The sequence below is a fragment of the Chitinophaga sp. ARDCPP14 genome, assembly GCF_051362515.1.
GTDB lineage: Bacteria > Bacteroidota > Bacteroidia > Chitinophagales > Chitinophagaceae > Chitinophaga.
Genome location: NZ_JBKIXB010000007.1, coordinates 56,199 through 80,595 on the forward strand (window position 1 = coordinate 56,199; position 24,397 = coordinate 80,595).

At 46.9% G+C, this 24,397-nt stretch carries 17 protein-coding genes; 2 read left to right on the forward strand and 15 right to left on the reverse strand.

Annotated features, from left to right (window positions below; all coding sequences use genetic code 11):
* Positions 1-69: 69 nt before the first annotated feature.
* The 7 genes from ACLHR0_RS19745 to ACLHR0_RS19775 form a co-directional block, all read right to left on the reverse strand.
* Positions 70-1,200, reverse strand: coding sequence for a C1 family peptidase (locus tag ACLHR0_RS19745; RefSeq protein WP_436488909.1), 1,131 nt, complete (start codon positions 1,198-1,200; stop codon positions 70-72).
* A gap of 114 nt (positions 1,201-1,314) precedes the next feature.
* On the reverse strand, positions 1,315-3,576 hold the full coding sequence (locus ACLHR0_RS19750) for a M56 family metallopeptidase (RefSeq protein ID WP_436488911.1): 2,262 nt from the start codon (positions 3,574-3,576) through the stop codon (positions 1,315-1,317).
* Positions 3,577-3,586: 10 nt separating this feature from the next.
* Complete coding sequence (locus tag ACLHR0_RS19755; RefSeq protein WP_370907914.1) at positions 3,587-3,976, reverse strand: BlaI/MecI/CopY family transcriptional regulator; 390 nt, start codon at positions 3,974-3,976, stop codon at positions 3,587-3,589.
* A gap of 309 nt (positions 3,977-4,285) precedes the next feature.
* Entirely contained in the window at positions 4,286-5,149 is an 864-nt protein-coding gene (locus ACLHR0_RS19760) for a sterol desaturase family protein (protein ID WP_436488913.1), read from the reverse strand.
* 119 nt (positions 5,150-5,268) lie between these two features.
* Entirely contained in the window at positions 5,269-6,132 is an 864-nt protein-coding gene (locus tag ACLHR0_RS19765) for a DUF4249 domain-containing protein (protein ID WP_429050369.1), read from the reverse strand.
* Positions 6,133-6,153: 21 nt separating this feature from the next.
* Positions 6,154-8,535 carry a TonB-dependent receptor gene (locus ACLHR0_RS19770; protein WP_370907911.1) on the reverse strand — a complete coding sequence of 794 codons (2,382 nt, stop codon included), beginning with the start codon at positions 8,533-8,535 and terminating at the stop codon, positions 6,154-6,156.
* Positions 8,536-8,718: 183 nt separating this feature from the next.
* Complete coding sequence (locus ACLHR0_RS19775) at positions 8,719-8,931, reverse strand: hypothetical protein (protein ID WP_079473379.1); 213 nt, start codon at positions 8,929-8,931, stop codon at positions 8,719-8,721.
* Positions 8,932-9,039: 108 nt separating this feature from the next.
* On the opposite strand from ACLHR0_RS19775, the gene ACLHR0_RS19780 reads away from it, so the two are divergent.
* Positions 9,040-10,038 carry a helix-turn-helix transcriptional regulator gene (locus tag ACLHR0_RS19780; RefSeq protein ID WP_436488915.1) on the forward strand — a complete coding sequence of 333 codons (999 nt, stop codon included), beginning with the start codon at positions 9,040-9,042 and terminating at the stop codon, positions 10,036-10,038.
* Between the two features lie 47 nt (positions 10,039-10,085).
* Here the strand turns inward: ACLHR0_RS19780 and ACLHR0_RS19785 are convergent, their stop codons facing one another.
* The 8 genes from ACLHR0_RS19785 to ACLHR0_RS19820 form a co-directional block, all read right to left on the reverse strand.
* Positions 10,086-10,715: an NAD(P)-dependent oxidoreductase gene (locus ACLHR0_RS19785; RefSeq protein ID WP_436488917.1), complete on the reverse strand. Its 630-nt coding sequence runs from the start codon at positions 10,713-10,715 to the stop codon at positions 10,086-10,088.
* Positions 10,716-11,251: 536 nt separating this feature from the next.
* Positions 11,252-13,465, reverse strand: coding sequence for a sodium-translocating pyrophosphatase (locus tag ACLHR0_RS19790; protein ID WP_370907908.1), 2,214 nt, complete (start codon positions 13,463-13,465; stop codon positions 11,252-11,254).
* Positions 13,466-13,645: 180 nt separating this feature from the next.
* Positions 13,646-15,163 (reverse strand): NAD(P)H-hydrate dehydratase, encoded by a 1,518-nt coding sequence (locus ACLHR0_RS19795; RefSeq protein ID WP_436488919.1) that lies wholly within the window; start codon positions 15,161-15,163, stop codon positions 13,646-13,648.
* Positions 15,164-15,262: 99 nt separating this feature from the next.
* The gene (locus tag ACLHR0_RS19800) at positions 15,263-15,790 is read right to left on the reverse strand and encodes a hypothetical protein (protein ID WP_370907906.1); all 528 of its coding nucleotides are present in this window, start codon (positions 15,788-15,790) and stop codon (positions 15,263-15,265) included.
* Positions 15,791-15,874: 84 nt separating this feature from the next.
* Positions 15,875-17,086, reverse strand: a complete 1,212-nt coding sequence (gene nhaA, locus ACLHR0_RS19805; RefSeq protein ID WP_436488922.1) for a Na+/H+ antiporter NhaA — start codon at positions 17,084-17,086, stop codon at positions 15,875-15,877.
* A 96-nt stretch (positions 17,087-17,182) separates the two neighbouring features.
* Positions 17,183-19,066, reverse strand: coding sequence for an OstA-like protein (locus tag ACLHR0_RS19810; RefSeq protein ID WP_370907904.1), 1,884 nt, complete (start codon positions 19,064-19,066; stop codon positions 17,183-17,185).
* Between the two features lie 9 nt (positions 19,067-19,075).
* Positions 19,076-20,074, reverse strand: a complete 999-nt coding sequence (locus ACLHR0_RS19815; protein WP_429050361.1) for an MlaD family protein — start codon at positions 20,072-20,074, stop codon at positions 19,076-19,078.
* A gap of 124 nt (positions 20,075-20,198) precedes the next feature.
* The gene (locus ACLHR0_RS19820; RefSeq protein WP_436488924.1) at positions 20,199-21,431 is read right to left on the reverse strand and encodes an N-acetylmuramoyl-L-alanine amidase family protein; all 1,233 of its coding nucleotides are present in this window, start codon (positions 21,429-21,431) and stop codon (positions 20,199-20,201) included.
* A gap of 248 nt (positions 21,432-21,679) precedes the next feature.
* Between ACLHR0_RS19820 and ACLHR0_RS19825 the strand changes: the two genes are divergently transcribed.
* The gene (locus ACLHR0_RS19825; protein ID WP_370907901.1) at positions 21,680-24,388 is read left to right on the forward strand and encodes a putative LPS assembly protein LptD; all 2,709 of its coding nucleotides are present in this window, start codon (positions 21,680-21,682) and stop codon (positions 24,386-24,388) included.
* Positions 24,389-24,397 lie beyond the last annotated feature (9 nt).

Sequence of the window (24,397 nt, forward strand, 5' to 3'; positions counted from 1 at the left end):
AAGAAATTTTACGGGGCAACGCAACTGAATACAACCGTGAAAATTTCTTTGCGCTTTTGTCATGCATATTTAGTTGGTACTGGTGTATTTCTTTTGGAAAGATTTATCCAGTGCGGCTTTTGGAACAACGATGGTGATGGTATTTACAGCGAAGTAAGCCTCGGATACATTTACATAGCCACCAAACGGACTGGAGTTTTTACCCCATGAATTTTTTACCAGGAAGAACGTTTTACCCTTTGGCGATTTTTCGATCCCCGTAATGTGCATCAGGTGATCATCCTGTGTAATCAGCTCTTCATATAGCTTTTGACGTGAGTCCTGTGTATAAGCGGGTTCAGTCATATCAGGATCGATACTATCTTTTTTCAGCGTGATTTCCGGTGAGGTGAGCAGCGCAAAGCCTTTGCTACTGGCGAACCCGCGGTTACTTACATCTGCATCCCATAACACGGTGTAGCCTTTTTGAAGGGCAGCCTCGGTAATACCGGTCAGTTCTTTTACGGGCACATTATAATAGGCGCCATTGGAGAAGTTGTCTGGTACTTCAATGATGAAAGGTTTGTAAAAAGGATGGTGTGTAAAGGAAGTCAGGAAAACATAGTCGTCTTCATTAAATTTTACCACTTCCTTCGCAAAGCTTTGCGGGGTATATGTTTTACCATTATAGTCAAAGGTGGCCGGCGGCGCTCCCATATACTGATCGAGGATACCGGTGAATTGTGATATCCAGTTATCCGGCACAGGGGATACTTTGATGATACTGTCGAGGTATTTTTTCATGGCTACCACCATTTCTGAGTGGTTGTGAACGGTGGCATTGCCTTTTAACCCGCTGTAAACGCTTTCCGGTTCTATGCCGTAAGCGGCAATGGAATGGATTACATCGTGGGCCAGGCCGCCTTCATCGAAACGGGCGAAGCCCTGTCGGCGCACATAGTTTTTGGCTTTTTCGATATAAATATTGCGGGCGGTAAACATTTCAGAGAGATCCAGTTCAGGCAGTCCTTTGCGTAAACACTCCGATTCTACCATGGAAGTAGAGGAGAATGACCAGCAGGTGCCAGTCATGCCCTGATTTTTAACCGGGGTGGCTGCATTGATTTTACCATTTTCCAGATTGCTGATTACAACGCCCTTTTCCTGTGCACCCGCTGCGAAGGCGGTGAACAGGGCAAGGGTTAAACAAAATGCTTTCATATACGATCTCATTAAATTATTAACCTAAAGATAAGTGAACCCGTATAATAAAAAATACCATTACCGTATGAACGGTAATGGTACGGATGCAATCTGCAATAGAATGGCAGTAAATCAGTTTTGTATATCGGAATGATATGAGTTTGCAGAACCTTTTATGGTAAGCCGTTTTGTTTGCAGGTATTTCTGGTATTTGGCGGCCACATTGTCGGGTTGTTTAACATCATTGATGAATAGCCCGTTTTCATTTTTTTCAATCTTGTAGCCTTTTTGGGCATCGAGCAGCTTGTCAGCCTCCATTTGGGAGATCATTTCTTTATAAAAGGCGGCTCTTTTTTCTCCTTCCTTCGCTCTTTTTTCTCCTTCCTTCGCTCTTTCTGCACCTTCTTTTGCTCTTCTTTCACCTTCTCTGGCTCTTTCAGCGCCTTCTTTCGCTCTCATTTCCCCTTCCAGGGTTCTTTTGGCATTTTCTCTGTCACGGGCGATATTTTCCCGCACCCTGGCAGCATTAGCGAGCGCTTCTGCCCTGTTTCTGCGGACTTCTTCCAGAGAGGAGGTAGCATTTTGTGTTGCCAGGCTGGCTGCTTTAAGACCAGCCTTTGTTTCCTTGCTTATCTTATCATAAAATTCCTTTGTGTTTACGCTGGCGTATGCAGCTTGCAGATTTTTGTTGAGTGCTGCAAAATCAATGCTGTTCAGGGCTTCAGCGGCTTCTTTCTGGGCCGCGCTGATTTTGCTCCAATCGATATTTTTCAGGGCTTTTACGCTTTCTTCCTGGGCTTTACGGGCTTCAGCAGATACTTCGTCCCATTTGATATTTTTGGTGGCTTCGGCTATATCTGCCTGTACTTTTTTCATATCCACCTGGTTCAGCTGCTGCATGGCCTGCTGGACGCTTTTTTGCGCTTCTTTAATTTGCTGGCGCACTTCGTCTTTGTTGAACTGGTAGTCGAATTTATAATTGTAATTAAATGCCTGCGCTTTGTTGGTTGTTGCAGTGTGTTTATTATTCTTATTTACGTTTACCTGTGTATTTACATTGGTGGAAACGTTGCTCTGGTCTGTTACCTGGATATCTGAAACATCTACCGACAGATCGCCTTTTAATGGCGCCAGTGGTGCTACCGGTGGTAGTGGCGCCGGCACAGGAGCAGTTACTGGTTCAGGGGCAGGAGCAGGTGTTGGTGGTGGGGGCGCCGGCAGAACGGTGTCGGTGGTAGCAGATTCCAGTTGTTCACGGAATTTGCGGGTCGTTTCATCCGGTTCAAGGGCAGCCAGTTTTTTCTGCGGGGTGCTGTCTTTTACGGTCTTTACTTTTGCCGGTTGTTGCTGGTCGTTCTGATCTTTTCCTTTAGCAGGGTTGAGCCATGCGATGGATATAAGACCGGTAGCGATGATGAGTACGGCTAAAAATTTCTGGCTATAATTAAGATGTTTAGTTTTCATTTCCATGATGCGTTTAATGCGGTGAAACAGATGTTGTTTACTGTCTGCAGCAGCCATGGTAAGCCGGTTGGCGGTAAGGCGGTATTCCTCCAACGCTACCAGTGCGTGCGCATATTGCAGTGGTTGGGCGGTGCTGGCTATTACCAGGTCATCGCAGCAATGTTCCCTTTCCATACGGATGATTTTTGAAATCAGCCATACAAAAGGATTAAAGAAGAGAATTGTTTCAACAATTGATTGGAAGATATTCAACAGATAATCATTGCGTTTGATATGGGCCAGTTCGTGCAGCAGCACTGCTTCCAGCTGGGCTTCCGTTAGGTTATTCACCATTGCCACCGGTAAGAGGATGAGGGGCTTTATAAATCCCAGCATCACAGGCACCTGTACATGCCTGGAGATAAGCAGTTTCACCTTACGGGGAATCTGCAATCTTGCAGCGAGTTTATCCAGGTGTTTATCCCATGCGTCGCCCATTGGCTCTATGCGGGTTGTGCGGATTTTACGGAGTTGAAACAGATCGGACAGCAGTTTAATGATCATGCCGGTCATGCCCGCAATATATAGTGTTACCACGAAAGGAAAACAAAGCTCAAGGTTGGGAAACAGCCATATCAGCGGGTCCTGGCTCGGATACACGGCGGTAAGATGAACCGGCTCCTGTAAGGTAAGGGTGCCACTGAAGTGTTGTACTGCTTCTCTTGCTTCCTGCAGCCGTTGTACATGCATATACAGCGTTGCGAGAAACCAGGTAAAAATGCCCGAGAGGGAGAGCAGCGACAGGTTGTATTTTATCCGTGCGCCGGCCTGGGGCCAGAGTTTTAATACTATCCGTAAACATGCGTAAATGAAGAACGCCTGCCACATGGAATGAAGGATTGTCCAACCCAGGGCGCGTACAAAGTCGCCCGTAATAGGTAATACATTCATAGTACTAGATTTACCTGTTTTCCTTTTGTTGTTTTTCTATTGTAGTAAGATATTGCCGGATCTTTTCCAGTTCTTCTCCAGACGACTGATGGTGGCCGAGGGCCTGCATTACCAGTTGTGAAGCGGAACCGCCAAAAACGGTATCTATCATTTTGTCCAGTAATTGTTGCTGTGTTTTCTGCTGTGAAATGGCGGCAGTGTATACATGAGTTTTGCTGCTGGTATCGCGCTGCAACAGCTCTTTTTCATGCATAATCTGCATCAGTTTGAGGGTAGTGGTGTAGCCGGCATCTTTCGTTTGAGATAAGATCTCATGTATCTCACGAACGGTGCTGGGGCCTTTTTCCCAAAGAACGCCCAAAATTTCCAATTCACTTTCTGTAGGCCGGATCTGTTTCAAAGCAATGATTTATGGATGATGATGATTGTTGTACGAATATCTTCGTAAACAAATGTACGATAGTTTTCGTAATTGCAAAATATCGGGCGGAATTTTTTTTCGCGGAGGTTGTCGCGGAGGTTGTCTTTTTCGCTGATTACGCTGATTATACTGATTTTAAGGATTTGATCACTTTTTGATTTTAAAGGATTTGGGAAGAGATCAGCGAATATATCCGCTTTTATCTCCCTAAATCCTTTAAAAAATCCTAAAAGCAAAATCAAGCAAATCAGTATAATCAGCGTAATCAGCGAAAAAGACAACCTCCGCTCAGGTCTCCCCACGTCGCAGCTGCCGCGTGGTTTTCCGGCTGCCATCCGCGCTCCAGCCAGGTGCGTCAAAAATATAATGCACTGCTTCGCGTAAGGAGTGGGCATACCGCACATCCCGCCAGATATCCAGCCATTCATGGGTGGCAATACGGAAGGGATTATAGGTGTGTATATTTTTGGTGAGGCCATATACCGGTCGCCGCTTTTCCGGGGTGAAGGTACCAAACATGCGATCCCAGATAATGAGGATGCCTGCATGGTTCCGGTCCAGGTAATCGACGTCGGAGCCATGATGCACGCGGTGATGAGAGGGGGTATTGAATATATACTCTATAGGCGCCGGTAATTTATGGATCACCTCTGTATGAATCCAGAACTGGTAGATCAGGCTGATCGCCTGCATACTCATTATCATTACCGGATGGAACCCAAGGAGCGGCATCCAGAGCCAGAAAGTAAAGGTGCCGGTTAAGTTGCCGGTCCATGTTTGGCGCACGGCCGTGGCGAGGTTGTATTTTTCAGACGAATGATGGATGACATGTGAGGCCCAGAAAAAACGGATATTATGACTGCTCCGATGAAACCAGTAGTAACTGAAATCATCTGCAAAAAAACATAATACCCATGCCCACCAGGTAAAGCCCAGGGTAAACAGCCGGAACTGGTAAAGAAAAAGATAGATGCCGAAAATAACGGCTTTGGTGAAGATCCCGATGAACACATTACCGAGGCCCATCGCAATGCTGCTGAGCGCATCTTTCGGTTCGTACATGTTCTTTTTGTCGATCGCTGTGAAAATGATTTCCAGCAGTATCAGCAGCACAAATCCGGGAATGGCATATGTTATCAGGTCGGGAGGCATATGTGGTAACTTTCTGTTACGGAAGTTAACGAATTTTTGCGGGGCTTCCCGGTAACTAAAGCAAAAATGCAGCGGAGAAAAAGCTTCCCCGCTGCATTATAATATTTAAAAAACAGGCACTATTTAAATGTTCTCTCTGCGCGGCTTACAGCAGATGTACCAAACCAGCCCAGGATCCTCGTTTTACCGGAAGGGGTGGTGTTATGTACATTGCTTTTTACGTTTTCCAATACTTTGGCAAACAATCCGCCGGAATTTACCTGGTTATTTACCTGGGTAAGGAAATCGTAGCTGGGGTGGGTAAGGGAAAGCATTCTTACAATGGCCTTTTCATTTGCCTGGAAAGGTTTATCGTAATCTGTAATACCTTCTCTTATCGGTAAAATGAAAGTGTTGCCATCGGAAACGCCTTCATCATAGGAACCATCAATGGAGAAGTTATCTTCCAGGCGCTTCAGTGTATCATTGCGGTAAGAGCGGATCCAGTAATAGTCTGTTGCACCAGACAGGTCCCTGGCGTGGAACTTGGCATAGTAGCCTTCTTTGCCGCTGATAGATTCTTCTTTTGTTTTGAATTCATAAGAGATGGAATCTACCGTGGTAACTCTTTTGATACTGTCGAACGCTTCAAATATTTCACCTTTCAGCTCCACATGCAGCTTGTATCCATGGCCTATAATGCCGATAGCTTTGGTAGAGGCATCGTAGGTGTATTTGTTGTCTTTGAACAGGAATGGATAAGACTCGCCGCTGGTCAGGTCAAACAGGGTGATCTTTGCATCGTCGATGATGGGCGCCGGGCTGTTATCTGTATAAGGTACCGACATGGTGAACTTAATGGTTTGTATACCGGTTTCATTGGTAATCCACGCATCCAGTACCGGATAGGATTTTCCTTTCGCAATGTCCAGGTCGATCTTGTCTTCGCAGGCCGTAAAACCCGCAGCAACAGCAAACAATATGAGGAATAATGACTTTTTCATCTGATCTTGAATTTTGGACAATTAGAACTTGAAGTTATATGTGATACCAGGAATGATAGAGCCTATGATAGACATGCGTACTGCTTCCCGTTTGGTAGGATCATCGTCGTTTTGCTTAAAGTAAATGGTGTAAGCATTTCTGCGGGCATATACATTATACAGTGAGAACACCCATTCTCCTTTCCAGCGTTTCAGCTGTTTGCCTTTCAGTGTCATAGACAAATCCAGTCTGTGATACGCTGGCAGGCGGTAGTTATTGCGTTTCTCTGTACTGTTGTAAGGAATGTCCCAGTCCTGGAATTCCAACCTGTTGTCGGCGAAGGTGCCTGGTGTGCCGGAGGCGAACACCCAGTTGGCCGACAGGGAAGTACGTTTGGTGAAAGTATGCGTTAACACCAGGTTTAGGTTGTGGGTGCGGTCGTAGCGGTTCAGGAACCATTCATCCATACTGATGCCGATGGTTTTCCTTTCTGTGCGTGACAGGGTGTAGCTTACCCAACCGGTAGTTTTGCCGATATCTTTTTTCACGTAAAGTTCCAGTCCGTATGCGCGTCCCTGTGAAGGCAACAGATCTGCTTCGATGAGCGGGTTCAGCTGCAGGTTAGCATTGTCGATATAATCCAGCTGGTTGTCTGTTGTCTTATAAAACACTTCGGCAGACAGTTCGTAGGCGTCATTAGGCGCATTGTAGAAGTAGCCCGCAGTGTACTGGTCAGACACCATTGGTTTAATATTGTTGGTGCTGGGCGTCCAGATATCCAGGGGAGTAGGGGATGCGGTATTAGACAGTTGGTGCATGAACTGTGTAGTTCTGCTATAGGCCAGCTTCACAGCGTGTTGGTCTGTGAACGCGTACCGGGCGCTGATCCTGGGTTCAAAGTAATAGTAGCCTTTGATCCGGTCATTGGCGTCGAAGTCTTTGCTGCTGATCAATCTTTTGCGTATGCCAGGTGTTGTATCTGCAAAATAATAAGCAGTTCCTTTACCGATGAATTGATAGGCTGATAAGCGGCCACCGTACTGGATACCAAATTTCTTTGTGGGTTTAAACTCGTGATCCAGGTATACGGCTGATTCCAGTGCGTGCTGATCGTTGATTTGTTTAACGTGTTGCAGTGCACCTTCTGTGCTGGTACCTGTGCCTGGTTTAAAGGTATAATAGATCCCCTGTACCCCGAAGTGCAGGCTGTTAGCGGCATTGATGTAGTAGGTAAAGGAAGGTTTTACGCCGTAGTTAATGATGTTGGATGTCCAGTCGTAACCCTGTGATTCTTCCCCGTTTGCTTTCTTTGAGTCGTTGCTGAACTTCAGGCTATAATCATACTTACTATAATAAGTAGTAAAGTTCATGAACAGGCGGTTGGTGAATACATGGTTCCATCTTACGGTGGCGGTACTGTTGCCCCAGTTCATGTTGATGTCTTTTCCAAAACCAAAAACGTCCCTGCCGAAATAACCGCTTACAAACAGGGAGTTATTTTTATTGAACTTGTAGTTGGCTTTAGCGGTGAGATCGTAGAAATTGAGCTTGGTATCTTTCATATCACCTTTTACAAAAGGTTTCATCAGGATATCTATATAAGATCTTCTGGCAGCCACTATAAAGGAAGATTTATCCTTTACCAGCGGGCCTTCTACCGACAAACGGCTGAAAATGTTACCAATACCGCCGTTTACGTTGAAGTCCTGGTTGTTACCGTCTTTCATACGGATATCCAGTACAGAAGAGGTTCTGCCACCGTATTCAGCGGGAAAACCGCCTTTGATCAGGTTGAGACTTTTAACGGCGTCGGGGTTGAATACAGAGAAGAAGCCGAGCATGTGGGTGGAGTTGTATACAGGTGCTTCATCCAGGAGAATGAGGTTTTCGTCGCTGTTACCACCGCGTACGTTAAAGCCGGAAGCGCCTTCACCCACGGTGTTCACACCGGGGAGGGTTTGAATGGCCCGCAGCACATCTACCTCACCCATGAAGGTGGGCATCTTTTTCATTTGCTGTATATCCAGTTTATTGATGCTGGTATTCAGGGTATTGACGGTCCTTTCCTGTTTCTGGCCGTTAACGGTAACTACGTTCAGCTGGCTGCTGGTGGCTTCCATGCTTACGTCGAGCGTTACGTTCTTTTTCAGGTTAACAGTTGTTTTATAGGTACCGTAGCCCATGTAGGAGAACTGCAGTTCATGTTCTCCGGCCGGAAGCGTGAGGGAGTAAAATCCGTATTGGTTGCTCACCGTACCCAGACTGGTGCCGCTTTTACCAATAGAGATGCCTACCAGGCTTTCCCCGTTCTTCTTATCTTTTACATAGCCGCTCACGGTATATCGTTGCTGCTGTGCGGTTGTTGATTGTCCTGCGAGGATTAAAATGAGCAGAGACAGCAACATGGTTACCTTAGTTTTCATAAAAGTCAGATGCAGTTTTATATAATGTCTGTTGCATTTTTGTAGCATGCATATAAGACGTCGCAAAAATATGATACCCCTACGGCGATAAATTATTTTTTTAAATCATAATTGTGTTACAACATGATTTAACGAAAAAAGGAAGGCCCCGGCCTTCCTTTTTCAATAAAATACGAAGCCCTGTCAGTCCAGGATGGCACAGTTAAACCCGAGCCGGGTTACAAAATCTATAATTGTTTGTTCTGCTAGTGATTGAGGGCTTACAATACGTAATACTTTGTCACAGTCTTCCAGGTCTACGCTACAGGCATTTACGGTAAATTGTGCTGAAATGGCGTCAATAACATTGTTTCTATCCTGAACAGTTGTAATATTGGTACGGAATATTCCCAACATAGATGATAATTTTTTTTGATTCGGAATATTTTTATGCAAATTTGCTACTGTTATCCCATATAGCTGTTACACGAGACGGATTATCAATTATACGAAACGGATTTTTTTATGGGCGTAGTTATTACAGATGATGCCAACCAGGTATTGCTAGTGGAAGAAATTCCTTACGATTACCATAAGATCCGTTCCAGGGGAATGATTGAAGAAACCCAGGAACTGCATAAGGATTTTGGCTCCGCAACTGTGCACGAATATAATTTCGAGGGCACCAGTATTGCCTGTTGCAAGGCGGAGGTGTATGAAAATATCCATGTTTCTTCAGATTTTATGGAGCCCCGTGTCATGATGTTATTCATGGAGCAGGGAGACATTACTACTACCCTTGGGGGGATTTCGGACAATTTCAGGTTTTCCACACAGGAACATAATCTCATGTTTAGTCCCGAGCAACTGGAGACTGTGGGCGTAAAGAAGCAGCGGGACATTCTCTTTTTGGGTATGAGCTTTACGCCGGCGCGGTTCCTGGAGTTGGCGGAAAACAATGGGCGCGTGCTGGATCAGCTGGCCAATAATGTGGCAGGGAATAAATCCGTGACGCTGGCCGATAAGTATAATCCCCGGATTACCCCGCGTATGCGTATGGCGATGGAGGAAGTGCGGCAGTGCAAATTCCAGGGAGGCTTGAAAAAGCTGTTCTTGCAGTCGAAAGCCATGGAGCTGCTTGCCCTGCAATGTGAGCAGATGGAAGTGGCGCAATCGTCCGGTACGCCTTTGCGTAATAAAATCACTCCACAGGATGTAGAGAAGCTGTATTATGCGAGGGACCTGGTATTGCAGCATATCCAGGAGCCGTTGAGCCTGGAGGAGTTATCGCGCAAAGCAGGGTTGAATGAGTTTAAGTTGAAATCAGGCTTTAAAGCCATTTTTGATAATACGGTATTTGGTTATTTGAACGACCACCGCCTGGAGCTGGCCAGGAAGCTGATATTGGGCGGAGATTTGCCCATGGCGCTCATCGCAGAGCAGGCCGGATATTCGTCTCCCCAGCACTTCAGTACTGCTTTCCGTAAGAAATTCGGGGTGAGTCCCGGGAAAGTCAGGGGTTAAATAAAAAAGGACAGGAGCAACCAACGGTTGCTCCTGTCCTTTTTTATTTAATACGCCAGTGTAAAGCGTTGTTTGATATGTTTTGGTTGTTCCAGTTCATCCAGTAAGGCTACTGCGTAGTCGGCTGAAGAAATTTTACTCTCTCCTTTGTCGTTGAACACTACCTGGTTGGTACCCAAACGGAATTTACCGGTACGTTCACCTGGTTCTATCATCATAGCCGGGCTTATTACGGTCCAGTCGAGGTCTGTGGACTGTTTAATCACATTGAATGCGTCGCGGGTGGCAGTGGCGCCGCCTTTCCACTCTGCGGGGAATTCGGGGGTATCCAGCAATTGTATGCCAGGGGCTATTTCCAGGCTGCCTGCACCACTAACAGCGATCAGTCTTTTGATACCGGATTTTTTGGTAGCATTAATAATGGCATTGATAGCCTTTATGTAAGTAGCGGAGTCGTGGGCGCTGTAAGCGCTGATCACAGCTTCATTGCCGGCCAGCAGCGGAGTGATTTCTGCTTCGTTGGTGGCGTCTCCTTTCTTTACAGTAAGATGTGCGTTGGTAACGGTTATCTTTTCCGGGTGACGAACGATGGCCGTTACTTCATGTCCTCTGTTCAGCGCTTCATTTAAAATGGCTGATCCTATAAATCCGGATGCTCCGATGATGGCAACTTTCATGATGTTAATTTTTTTGTAGTGACTAAATAATACAGCCTGCCCGTGCTGATTGTTCTAATTGTTAGAAAAAATATTACAGTTTAGAGGATAAAAAAACAGATCCTCTGATCTGTAATAAAAATAATTACAGTACAAAGATAGGGAAGATATTTTAATTACCAAGCGGATTTTGTCTTTCTCAGGATTACGCTGATTATACTGATTCAGGGGATTTGATCACGTTGGATTTTAAAGGATTTGGGGAGATGTAAGCGGATTTTGTCCTTCTCAGGATTACGCTGATTTTACTGATTTAGGCGATTTGATCATGTTGGATTTTAAAGGATTTGGGGAGATGTAAGCGGATTTTGTCTTTCTCAGGATTAGGCTGATTTTACTGATTTCTTTGATTTTATTTTCAGATAATTTTATAAATAATTTAGGGAGATACAAGCGAAAAATATCCGCTTACATCTCCCCAAATCCTTTATAAAATCCAAAAAGTAAAATCCTTTAAATCAGTAAAATCAGCGTAATCCTGAGAAAGACAACCTCCGCTATCTCTTTTCCAAGAGGTAGGCCGTTGCCTTACTGCTCACCTTTTTGGCCGCCGGCTGTACGGTTTCTGTTTTAACAGTAGGGGGAACCGGTGGCTGCTTGGTATGAAACATTTCGGCCAGCGTGGGCGCAATCACCAATGATACAATAGACATCAGTTTGATGAGGATGTTCATACTTGGGCCGGAAGTATCTTTGAACGGATCACCTACGGTATCACCGGTTACGGATGCTTTATGTGGCTCAGACTTTTTGTAATAGGTTTCGCCATTGATTTCAACGCCTTTCTCGAAAGATTTTTTTGCATTGTCCCAGGCGCCACCGGCGTTGTTCTGGAAAATTCCCATCAGCACGCCGCTAACTGTAGCGCCGGCGAGGAATCCGCCCAATACTTCCGGACCGGCTATAAAGCCTACCAGTAAAGGTGAAATCAGAGCGATCGCGCCAGGCAGCATCATTTCACGGATGGATGCCTGCGTGGAAATAGCCACACATTTATCGTATTCCGGTTTGCCGGTACCTTCCATGATGCCGGGGATTTCGCGGAACTGGCGGCGTACTTCTTCTACCATCGCCATAGCTGCACGACCTACCGCCGCAATAGCCAGGGAGGAGAAGATGAACGGGATCATCCCACCCACAAACAAACCTGCCAATACATTCGCTTTATAAATGTCGATACCCTGGATACCGGCTACACCAACAAAGGCTGCAAACAGCGCCAGTGCGGTTAAGGCAGCAGAGGCGATGGCAAAACCCTTACCGGTAGCGGCGGTGGTGTTACCTACTGCATCGAGGATATCTGTTTTTTCTCTTACTTCTTTTGGAAGCTCGCTCATTTCAGCAATACCACCGGCATTATCGGCAATAGGGCCGAAAGCGTCGATAGCCAGCTGCATGGCGGTGGTAGCCATCATACCGGCTGCGGCAATGGCCACACCGTATAATCCCGCCAGGTGGAAGGAACCGGCAATACCGGCAGCCAGCACCAGGATGGGCAGGGTAGTGGATTCCATGCCAACAGACAAACCACCGATAATATTGGTGGCGGCGCCGGTAGCAGATTGACGGATAATTGATTTTACCGGACGTTTACCCATCGCGGTATAATATTCTGTGATGATGCTGATCAGTGTACCTACGGCCAGTCCTACCATGATGGCGCCAAATACCTGTCCGCGGGTGAATTCATGACCGCGTAAGGTCATGGCACTTTCCGGAAGGATCCAGTTTACCAGGAAGTAGGAAACAATGGCTGTTAATATAATAGAACCCCAGTTTCCCATGTTCAGCGCTTTTTGCACCACGCCGGTATTCAGGCCGGAGCCTTCGCCGATGCGTACAAACAGGGTACCGATCATGGAGAAAATGATACCTGCACCGGCTATGATCATTGGCAGCAGGATAGGAGCGATGCCGCCGAATGCATCATGGGAAACGGTTTCAGAACCCAGTACCATGGTGGCTAATACGGTGGCTACATAAGAACCGAACAGGTCGGCGCCCATACCGGCTACGTCGCCTACGTTGTCGCCTACGTTATCCGCAATGGTGGCGGGGTTCCGGGGATCGTCTTCCGGGATGCCGGCTTCCACTTTACCTACCAGGTCGGCGCCCACATCGGCTGCTTTGGTGTAAATACCGCCACCCACACGGGCAAACAGGGCAATACTTTCTGCGCCTAATGAAAAACCAGTGAGCACTTCAATGGTTTTGATCATTTCAGCAGTATTCGCTTCCGCCCCGAAATATGATTTCAGTATAATAAATAAGGAGCCCAATCCGAGAACAGCCAAACCGGCAACACCCATTCCCATTACCGAACCGCCGGTAAAAGACACCTGCAGCGCTTTAGCAAGACTGGTACGTGCCGCATGCGCAGTGCGCACATTGGCTTTGGTGGCTATCTTCATACCTATGAACCCTGCGGTAGCAGAGAACACTGCGCCAATCACGAAAGCCAGCGCGATGGACCAGTGGGAGTTTTCATGTGTAGCTCCCATGTATCCCAATAGCAGGGCGGCAATAATCACAAAATAAATAAGGACTTTATACTCAGCTTTCAGAAATGCCATAGCGCCTTCAGCGATATGCTGGGCTATCTCTTTCATTTTGTCGTTTCCTGCATCCTGGCGTGTCACCCAGGAGCTTTTAACAGCCGTATACAACAAAGCCAATAATCCAAAACATGGAACGAGGTAAACTATATTCATGTAAGCGAAATTTACAATTACGTGGTTGACAAAAAAGTTTAGTAATTAAAAAAAATAGGATTCCAAAAAAAAATATTCAAATGAATATAAAACATAAATTATTAATTGTGTACCCGGTAAATAAAATTATTGTACACATGGGCCATGGGTAAGTATTTCAGGCGAAAAAAAATAAAGCGCTCAGATGCCTTCCCGGAAGGCATTGCCCAGTGAGGCGATAATATCGGAGGCGGTCATGGCTTCCTGCGAGAGCTGCGCCGCTGCCAGATCGCCGGCATAACCGTGCAGCCACACGCCCAGCAGCATAGCGGCTTTGGGGGTATAGTCCTGCGCCAGCAAACCGGTTAAGATCCCCGTGAGCACATCCCCGCTGCCACCGGTAGCCATACCGGGGTTGCCGGTGTGGTTAAAATATACGGCGCCATCAGGACAGGCAATCGCGGTATACCGTCCTTTCAATAAAATATACAGCTGCAGGTCCACCGCTTTTTTTGATAATAATTCCAGCCGCGCCACATCATTGGCAGTTTTGCCGAATAACCGCTCAAATTCTTTCGGATGTGGGGTGAGCAGGGATCCTTTGGGCACTTTGTATAACAGGTAGGAATATACGGAAAGCAGGTTGAGGGCGTCAGCGTCTATCACCATCGGGCGTTGCCAGGCATCCATCAGCGCTTCGAGCGATTTGGCGGTTCCGGGCTGTTTATCGATACCCGGACCAATACCGATGGCTTTGTAACCGGCGGAACTGATTCCTTTATGAAAATGGGTGCTGTAGTGGGCGTCTTCATCAGTGATGCACATAGCCGCCGGTTCGCTGATCTGCATGATCTGGGTGCCGCACTGGGGAACATGACAGGTAAGCAGCCCCACTCCGGCGCGTAAACAGGCGCGGGCACTTAATACTGCTGCGCCCATTTTCCCATAGCTGCCGGCAATGAGTAATGCGTGGCCGTAGGTGCCTTTATGTGCGAAGGGATCACGCGGCCGGTAAATAGTGCGCATCATTTCGCGATCGGACAGGTGATATCGTGCAGGCGTTTGCGTTATATACTCCGGGTGCAGCCCGATCGGCAGAATATGTACATCTCCTGCGTAGGGTGCATTTTCGGGTAACAGGAAAGCCAGTTTATAAAATTCGAAGCTCAGGGTGGTATGCGCCTGTACAACGGGATTATGCACACTGCTTTCGTCGGCCATCAGCCCGGAGGGCATATCTATGGCTATAATGGGATGTTTGTGGCGCTGGTCGTTGATAAGGTGTATAATACCTGCTACCCATCCGTCTACCGGCCGGCTCATACCGGTACCAAAAATAGCGTCAATGATAATAGCGTTGGGAGGAAGTTCCGGGAAGTCGGATATATCGCCGATGGTATAAGTTCCGGCAGGGTATTGTTGTTGCAGGATATGCAGCTGATGTTCGTGGTCGGGGCTTGCCTTGCTGCTATGCTGCAATATGCCGGTATGTACTTCGTAGCCATGCCCGAGCATTAAACGGGCAATGACCAGTCCATCTCCCCCGTTATTTCCTTTTCCGCAAAAAATATAAACAGGATGGGAGGGAGAATAATGATCTTCCAACCAGGCTGCACATTGTCCGGCCGCCCTTTCCGTCAGGTGTGTACTGCTGATGGGTTCATGAGCGATGGTGAAGGCATCTGCCTCCCTGATCTGTGCAGCGGAGAAGATTTTCATGTCGGAAAGTTGAACATTAAAATTACTCCAAAATAAGGAACATAAAAAAACGGACCATGCTTGCCTCATGATCCGTTTGTAATGAAGTGGTCGCCGGGATTAAAAAGTATATCGGGCAGACACACCGCCGATCTCCTCACCAAGATAGTTGGTGGGTCCAACAAACTGTACGTAAGGTTTCAGATCAGCACTGATGTTCAAAGGAATTTTCTTGAAAGTATATTCGATACCAATGATGGCATCCAGACCGGGAGACACATAAGTACCCTTGCCTTTTTCCACATAACGGTCCCAGTCGTAATCGCGACGGTCGTAGAAACCTACGTGCGCGCCACCACCGGCATACATGTTCAGTTCAGGCATACCTATGTTCCAGTTGTATTCATACAATCCGGTAAAAGTAACATTTGTTTTGTGTGAGTGATTGGTGGTTACCAGTCCTTCGATGGCATGCGGACCTGTAATAAAGTGCTTAATGGTAAAGCCCACTACCCACGGATTGAGGCGGATACCCAGTGCAGTTTCGTAGTTGGATGGATCGCTGCTCTGATAGCTTTTTTTCTTCTGCGCGTTTGCCTGGATCGCAATTACAGCAATAAGGCTGAAAAGTAACACGACTTTTTTCATAGATGTGTTGTTTGAATGAAACTTAAAAATATACGTTCAGAAACGTTGGCTTGTTCTCTAAAGTATATACACGACGAAATTAATTCACGGTTGCTTTGCAAGAACAGTGCCAACCGGTTTGATCAGGCGTAGAAAAATGAATCCTGCGATACCTGCTGCAAGAGAGGCAACAATCACTGACATGATGGCTATAATCTGCATTTCCCTCTCTTGATAAGCCAGTGAAGAAATGAAAATAGACATGGTAAAACCAATACCGGCAATAAGTCCGACGCCGGCAAGCTGTAACCAGCCCGATTTTGAAGGCAGGGAAGCCAGTTTGAGTTTTACGGCAGCAAAGGAAAGTGTAAATATACCCAGTGGTTTCCCCAATATCAGCCCGGCAATGATGCCATAACTGATGTTATTATGGAGCGCGGCGCTGATATCTATTGGTAACAGGATCGCGGTATTGGCAAGCGCAAATACAGGCATGATAATAAAATTCACCGGGTCATGTAAACTATGCACCAGTCCGGCTATACGCTCCTGCGGAATACAAAATGCCAGCAATACGCCTGCAATAGTGGCATGCACGCCTGAATTGAAAAGGCAATACCAGAGCACAATACCAGGAATGTAATAAAAGATCAGGCGTTGTACTTTCAGGAAGTTCAGCAACAGTGGTATGAGTAAAACGCCGCCACCGATCAGTAAATATTTTACATCGAGGTGCGGAGTGTAGAAGATGGCAATGGTTAATATGGCGCCCAGGTCATCGATGATGGCCAGCGCCATCAGGAAGATCTTGAGTGCTACCGGTACGCGTCTGCCCAGCAGGGATAAAATGCCCAGTGAAAAAGCAATGTCGGTGGCCATCGGAATACCCCAGCCATGCGCATAGGCGGTATTTTTATTAAAGAGGACGAAGATCAGTGCGGGAAACAGCATTCCGCCGATGGCAGCCAGTACGGGCAAAATGGATTTGCGTACAGAAGATAATTCTCCTACGGTGAGTTCTCTTTTTATTTCCATGCCTACCAGGAAAAAGAACAGCACCATCATGCCGTCGTTTATCCATAACAGCCAGGAATTGGGCAGGTGCAACGACCCGTATTGATAATGGTGGCCGCCTGCGGGATCAAATAATGTATTCCAGAATCCTATATAATCTTCATGGGCGCCAGTGTTAGCCAGTACCATTGATATGATGGTGCATACAATGAGTACAATTCCTACCGCGCGACTATCTTTCAGGAAAGTGTGGATAGGGGATATCAGTGTTTTCCGGATGATGTTAATAGAGTTCTTAATCACAGCATTCTTTTTAGTGAAAAATATTTCCGGGAGATGTGATATTGGAAATGGCTGCGGTGAAGCAGCCATTTCCAGGTATTGTTCTAACGAAAATTATTATTGCATTAGCTCGTACTTCGTTTTCGGCTGCCGTTTGATATCCCACTTAAAGTTTTCCAGCAGGAGCTGTTCTTTAGGACGTTGTGTAAACGGATACACAGTTCCTTCCGGATCTTTGATCAGTACCACTTTATCTACTTCTCCTTTCTTGAAAAAGATATTGATAATGGCGCACTGGGCTTTGTTGACGCTCATATAGGCGCCGGCCTTGTCTTTAATATAATTGATCGTTTCCGCGTTCCCTTCCACATGCATCCAGTCGAGGGTTTCACCCAGTACATAACCGGTAATCACATTGCCTTTAATCTGGTTAAACATGCCCGGTCCGGCTTCATTAATAATAAAGCCGTTGTTTTTGAGCAGCATTTTATCTGCTGTCTGGTTTTTGGTGAACATGAGGATGGTATCGCCGCTCAGCTGGGTGGTATTATTAGACCAGAGCACCGGGGTGCCATAGAAGCGGAAGATAGAATCCTTCGAGGAATAGTATACGCTGTCTGCTACGCCCTGGAGGGAGTCGGAGAATATTTTCACGTGATGGTAGGCGAGGATATAACGTTGCTCGCTGGTGTCTTTAGGTGCGGTGAGCGCCATACTGTCTGCATGGTGCTTGATACCCGGCAGGGAATCGTGCAGGACCACGTCCGGTATGGGCGCCACCTTGATGTTTGTCACGGCCGAATCCAGTTTCTGCCTGGTTTTGGCGAGGGTACTGTCGGCGATGAACATCATAACGTTTGCGGCTACACTATCCTGTTGTCGCCGGGCGATGGAATCGCCCCGGGTGATGGGGGATATGGTAGCGGTAAATTTCTCCGGCGGTCGAATATTCCGGATGCTTTTCAGGTTTTTGGTGGGAGAATCCGGGATGCGTTTCAGGCCGGCTACAGAGGGAATAGATAAGCTGTCGTCTGGTCTGATCACGCCTGAAAACAGGGTATCAGCGGCCATATACAGGGTATCTTTATTTTTTTCCATGATGAGCAGCGGCTTCTGGGTGGCGAGGATTGTTTTTTCGCGTTGGTTTACGATACCCCTGTTGGCCAACAGCGACATTTTGCGGGCAGTATCCTTATATACCATGTTACCGGTGGCATAGGCCATACCGGAAAGTTTATCCATTTCTATGTTATCGGCGGTGATGGTGCCGGTACTGTCTTCGATGGTAGGCCGGTTCCCAAAATTACCATAGCCTTTTTCCGTGTCATAATAACCGCTGGTGGCGTACATCACGCTTTTGTCGTTATTGTTGATGGTGGTAGGCGCAACGATGGTGGCTATTTTGGTACCGGTATTATACAGCAGTTCATCTGTGCTGAGGGTGTATTCCGGATCTACCAGTAATACATTCCGCATGAAGTGCATTTCTTTGGTGTCGGTGTAATAGTATCCTTCATCGCTGGTGAGTACGCTTTTACCATTTACGAGTTTACCGGTTTTGACATAGGAGCCTATTTTGGCGTTCATGTCATATTGTAGTTCGGGGCCGGTGATGGTTACTTTACCGTCTGTCAGTTTTGCATCTTCCCTGAGGAGAGCAAGGCGGGTATTGGCATCGTAGTTCAGGTAATTACCGTAGATATGAACGCTGTCGGCCTGGTTAATATGTATATGGCCATATGCGTCGATGATATTGGTTTTATTATCTTTCACGGCACTGTCGCAGTTAAACAGGGTGGTACCTTGTTTAAAGAGGGCGTTGCCGATGAAGCGGGTAACGCTGACAGAATCTTTGTCATTCATGATCAGTGAGTCCGCGTGAATAATTTCAATTACCGACCCGGCTTTCGGCGCTTGTTGGGCCGGAAACTGGGCGTTGGCCGTAGCTGCCAGCAGGCAGATGACGGCCAGAAAAATCCCTGATTTTATGTATCGATGCATTGATTCTTTTTATTGTACCGCTATTGTGTCAGAAGGTAACGGTTTCGTTTTATCTTTTTTGCCAAACAGGGAGAAGTGTACATAGCGTTTTGGATTGACGCGGAGGTCTTCCAGCAGCTTATTCAGGTTACCCAATGAGTACTGAAGGTTGTTGTACACTTTTTTATCGTTCAGCAGCATGCCTGCAGTGCCATCGGTGGTATTCAGTTTATTGATGGTCTGGTTAAGGCTGGTCACGGTTTGTTGTAATTGCGCCAGTGTTTTATCGATGTTGCCGTTAGCCAGTGCACCGGTGGCTTTCTGGGCATTATCGAGGATACCGGTAATTTTACTGTTATTCTCTTTCAGGTTACCGGTAACGGCGGCCAGGTTATCGAATGTTTTCTGGATGTTACCGTTGTTGGGATCCAGCATACTGTTAAGGGATGCGGAGGTATGCGTAAAGTTACGCATGGTGGTATTGAGGTTGCGGATGGCGTCCTGGAGGTTACCTTTTGCGGTGGTATCGAGAATGGCATTTACCGACATCAGTACGGAATCGATATTAGACAGGGTGCCTTCCAGTTTTTTTACCAGCGGGTTAAGCTGTTCTTTCAGGGCGTCTGTCATGGAGCCGTCTACGGCTGCGTAGATGGTATCGCCGCTTTTCAGATATTCGCCGGCGTTACCCAGGTCGAGCTGTACTGTTTTGGTACCCAGCAGATCGCTGCTGATACGGGCCACAGAGTTACGGGGGATTTCAATTTTTTTGGTAATGGTGATGGCTACCAGGATACGGGAGGCATCTTTATCCATTACTTCCAGGTTAGCTACATTACCGACTACCAGGCCATTTACCTGTACCGCGTTGGCTGGTTGTAAACCGTTTACCTGGTGGTACACGGCATAAATGGTTTTATTATGAGAAAACAGGCTTTTTCCTTTCAGCAGATTAAAGCCCAGCACAAGTAAGGTTATACCCAGCACAGTTAATACACCTACTTTGGTTTCGTTAGATAATTTGAGCATGAGATTCGTATACGTTCACGCAAAAATAATCAAAAAGCATGCACGGAAGTGGTCGTACGAAAATGTTAGTAATAAAAAAGAGGAAAGCGGGGTAATAAGAAGGGGGAGGGAGGAGGCAGTGTGATTAGCAGGAAGTTACGAAAGCATCTTTGAAACCCAGTTTGCGGGCTTTGCGCATCTCGCCGGAGGCTTGTTCATCGGTCCTGAACCGGCCCAGGATATATTTGTTCAGTTTTTTTTTATTCATCACGATGCGTTGGCGGTTCACGTCACCGTGGAGCTTCCTGAAAATGGAAGCTCCCGGTTTATAAAATTTGTCGGTGATCATGAGTTGTACGCAGTAGCTGTCGCCGGGTACGGGGGCAGACTTATTGTTGCTGCTCCTGTTGCTGGTGTTTAGCGATGCGGTAGTGTTATTGCTTTTAGCCGATACTTTGGTGGTAGCTGGCTGGGTGTTGCGGTTATTGGTAAACCTGTCGAGTTCCTCACGGTAACGCTTAATGGCTTTATAAATGCAATTGGCCAGTTCCTGTTGTCCGTTGTTGGAGTTGAGATAGTCTTCTTCTTCCGGGTTGCTGATAAAGCCCAGTTCCACCAGCACGCTTGGCATGGCGGTGGCAGACAGTACCCAGATGCCTTTTTCATTTCTTTGCCTGGCGCCGCGGCTGATACGTCCTACCCGGGTAAATTCATCCTCGATGAGGGTAGAGAGGCGGAGGCTCTGGTCGAAATAGGCATTTCTCAGGGTGTTGAGCAGGATGAAGGTTTCAGGATCGTCGCTCATCAGCTGCTGGGTTTCTTCTGAGTTGGCATCGAGTACGATAACGGAGTTTTGTTTCAGGGACTCCATTTTAGCGTTGTTTTTGCTGGTCGCCCATATATACGTTTCTGTGCCCTTGGCATTGCTCGGGTAGTAAGCGTATACGGGTTGTTTAACGGCAATTTTCTTTTTCCCTTTTTTACGGTAAACGGTTTTATAGTCCACCACCTTGCGGATCTTCCCGGTAGAATTGCAGTGGATGGATACAAAAAGTTCCCCTTTGTTGTCGTTGGCAATCTGGGCTTTTTTGCGGGGATCGTCGAAGCGGTCACTTTTTCGTGTATACACTACCTTTACATCGGGCATGTTTTCTTCCAGGATCTTTCCCAGTTTCAGTGCCACTTCCAGAGTTACCTGTTTCTCCGTGGAATAGCTGCCTTTTGCGCCGGGATCTTCACCGCCGTGGCCGGCATCAATAACAATAGTTCGTATAGGCTTGTCCTGTTTATCGGAAACGGGATTTGTTTTGGCCTGAATAAATAGGGTACAGGTGAGTAGTGTTCCCAGTCCTAAAATCCAAAATCGGTTCCAGCGCATGATTCTCATTTTAATGGGTGCTGTTTTTCACAAAAAATAAAAAAATAAGTTTATCTGTTAAATTAATAATCTGCTTGTTCCACGCGAGTTTCCGCTACCTTTCGTTATATTACCTTACAAACATTACAAGTTACCATTTGTAATAAATTGTATAAAATCTTGTAGGTTTGCCGCCATAACACATGAACGCTAGCTACAAAAATAATTATAAAAAGTTTTTTCGGCATACATACCTGGTTTTTGCCGGTATGTTCGTCGCCATTCCCTTTATTATAGATGCAGTTGCGGGTGAAAGGCCACAAGTTGTTACTTATTTTAACAAAAGTTTGGCAGATACTACTCCGCTGATACGGAAAGATACCGGCAAATTACCAAAACCGGTACCTGTTTCCCCTGTCACAGCCGATTCCACCCAATTAACCAAGGGTGTGGACACCAGCGGTGAAACGACCGTAGATACCTTGTTCGTACCAAAGATATCAAAAGACACGCTGGATGCGCCGGTAAATTATAAAGCAAAGGATTCAATCATCCTGATGGTACCCGATAAACGCTTCTATTTATATGGTACCGCCAACACAAAGTACAAAACGATTGACCTTTCTGCCGAAAAAATGAATTTCGACCAGGAAACCGGCATCCTGGAGGCTACCAACGCCAAAGATACGGCCGGTAAGCTGTTTGGCGGCCCGGTGATGAACGACGGCGGACAAAGCTTTGAATCGGATACCCTCAAATATAACTTTACCTCCCAGAAAGCGAAGATTTATAATACCCGCTCCCAGTACGGGGAAGGCTACATTCACAGCCAGCAAACCAAAAAGGCGGCGGATAATACCATTTTCGGCTTTAAAAACGGGTACACTACCTGTAACCTGGATACACCGCACTTTAGCTTCCGGGCCCGTAAAATAAAGGTGATCCCCGATAAACTGGTGATCTCCGGCCCGGCTAACCTGGAAATAGAAGGCATTCCCACACCGCTGTATATACCTTTTGCCATTTTCCCCATCACCCAGGGCCAGCGCTCCGGGATACTGCCGCCACAGTACGTGGTGAACCAGCAGAAAGGGATAGGCCTGGAAAACGGCGGGTACTATATCGGTTTAGGGGACCATTTCGACCTGACCATGCGCGGGGACGTGTATTCCTATGGCAGCTGGAGCCTCACGGCCAGTCCTACCTACCGGAAACGCTATAAGTACAACGGCGGGCTTAACCTGAGCTTTGCCAATACCCGCTTCGGGGATCCGGCCGTGAAATCAGAGTTCAGCACCTCAAAGGATTTCAGGGTCACCTGGAACCATAGCATGGACAGCAAGGCGCGCCCCGGCGTGAACTTTGGCGCTGCCGTGAACTTTGGAACCTCTTCCTATAACAAGTACAACGTGTATGACTACAATACACGTGTAAATAATAATATCGGATCGTCTATCACGTTCTCCAAAACCTGGCAGGGGAAGCCCTACAACCTCACCATGGGGTTGAACCACTCCCAGAACCTGAGCACCCGTGATGTGTCTATCTCCTTCCCGGACGCCACTTTCACGGTAAATACGATCTATCCTTTCCAGCCAAAGGAAATGGTGGGCACGCCAAAATGGTACGAAAAGATTGGGGTTTCCTACAATACTATCCTGCGCAACCAGGCTAACTTCAAGGATTCCCTGTTTGGTAAACAGGCGATGTTTGACGCCATGCAAACCGGCATGCAGCATAATATCCCGATCTCGTTTTCTATCCCGGTGTTTAAAACCTTTACGTTATCCCCAGGGATCAACTATACCGAATACTGGTATACGAAGAAATTTGCCCGTAAATGGGATCCTAACAAATGGAACCCGGGGCTGGATACGCTTGGTGCCATCGATACCACCTACATTCCCGGATTTTACAGTGCCCGCGACATCAGCGCCAGCATGTCGTTGTCTACCGCCATATACGGTATGTACACGTTTAAAAAAGATTCAAAGATCAAAGCCATCCGCCATGTGATGCGCCCCACGCTGAGTGCCAGTTACCGCCCCGATCTGTCCAGCAAATATTACCATGAGCTGCAATACAACAAGGAGGGCGATAAACAAATGGTATCCGACTTTGACGGAGCCATCATCGGCGTGCCTTCCCCTGGCGCGTTTGGAGGCCTGAACTTCGGGCTGGACAATAACCTGGAGATGAAGGTGTTTTCTAAAAAGGATACCACGGGCAATCACGAAAAGAAAATAAAGTTGCTGGATGGTTTTGGGATCAACGGCAGCTACAACCTGGTGGCCGACTCCTTTAAGTTGTCGACTTTCAGCTTATACGCCCGTACCAACCTGTTCGATAAACTGAACATCTCCGCCAGCGGTAACATCGACCCCTACCAGGTAGATGCGCGCGGCCACCGCCTTGATAAATACGTATGGCAGCAGGGAAAAATCAGCCTGGGTCGTTTAACCAACGCCAGCATTTCCATGAGTACCTCGTTCCAGTCGAAAGATAAAAAGAGCCAGGAGAAAGAACAGAAGATCGATTCCATGGAGAATGTACAGGGCGCTGACGCCGCTTTTGCCGCGCAGCAGCGGCAGCTGCAGATGGTGCGTAATAATCCTGGTGAGTACGTGGATTTCGATATTCCGTGGCGTGTGGATCTTTCCTATAGCTTATCTTATACCAATACCGTTATTCCCGATTCCGGGGGCGTAGTGAAACGTATTACCCAATATGTAAGTTTTAACGGCGACTTCAGTCTCACGCCAAAATGGAAGATTGGTTTGAACAGTGGTTTTGACTTTACCAATATGCAGGTGGCCTATACGAATATGTATATCTCGCGCGACCTGCACTGCTGGCAGATGTCGATCAACCTGATTCCGTTTGGTACGTTCCGGCAGTTTAGTATTACCATTAATCCGAAAGCCGGTATTTTGCGTGATTTGCGGATAAACCGATCGAGACAGTTCCAGGATTTATAACGAAAGCGG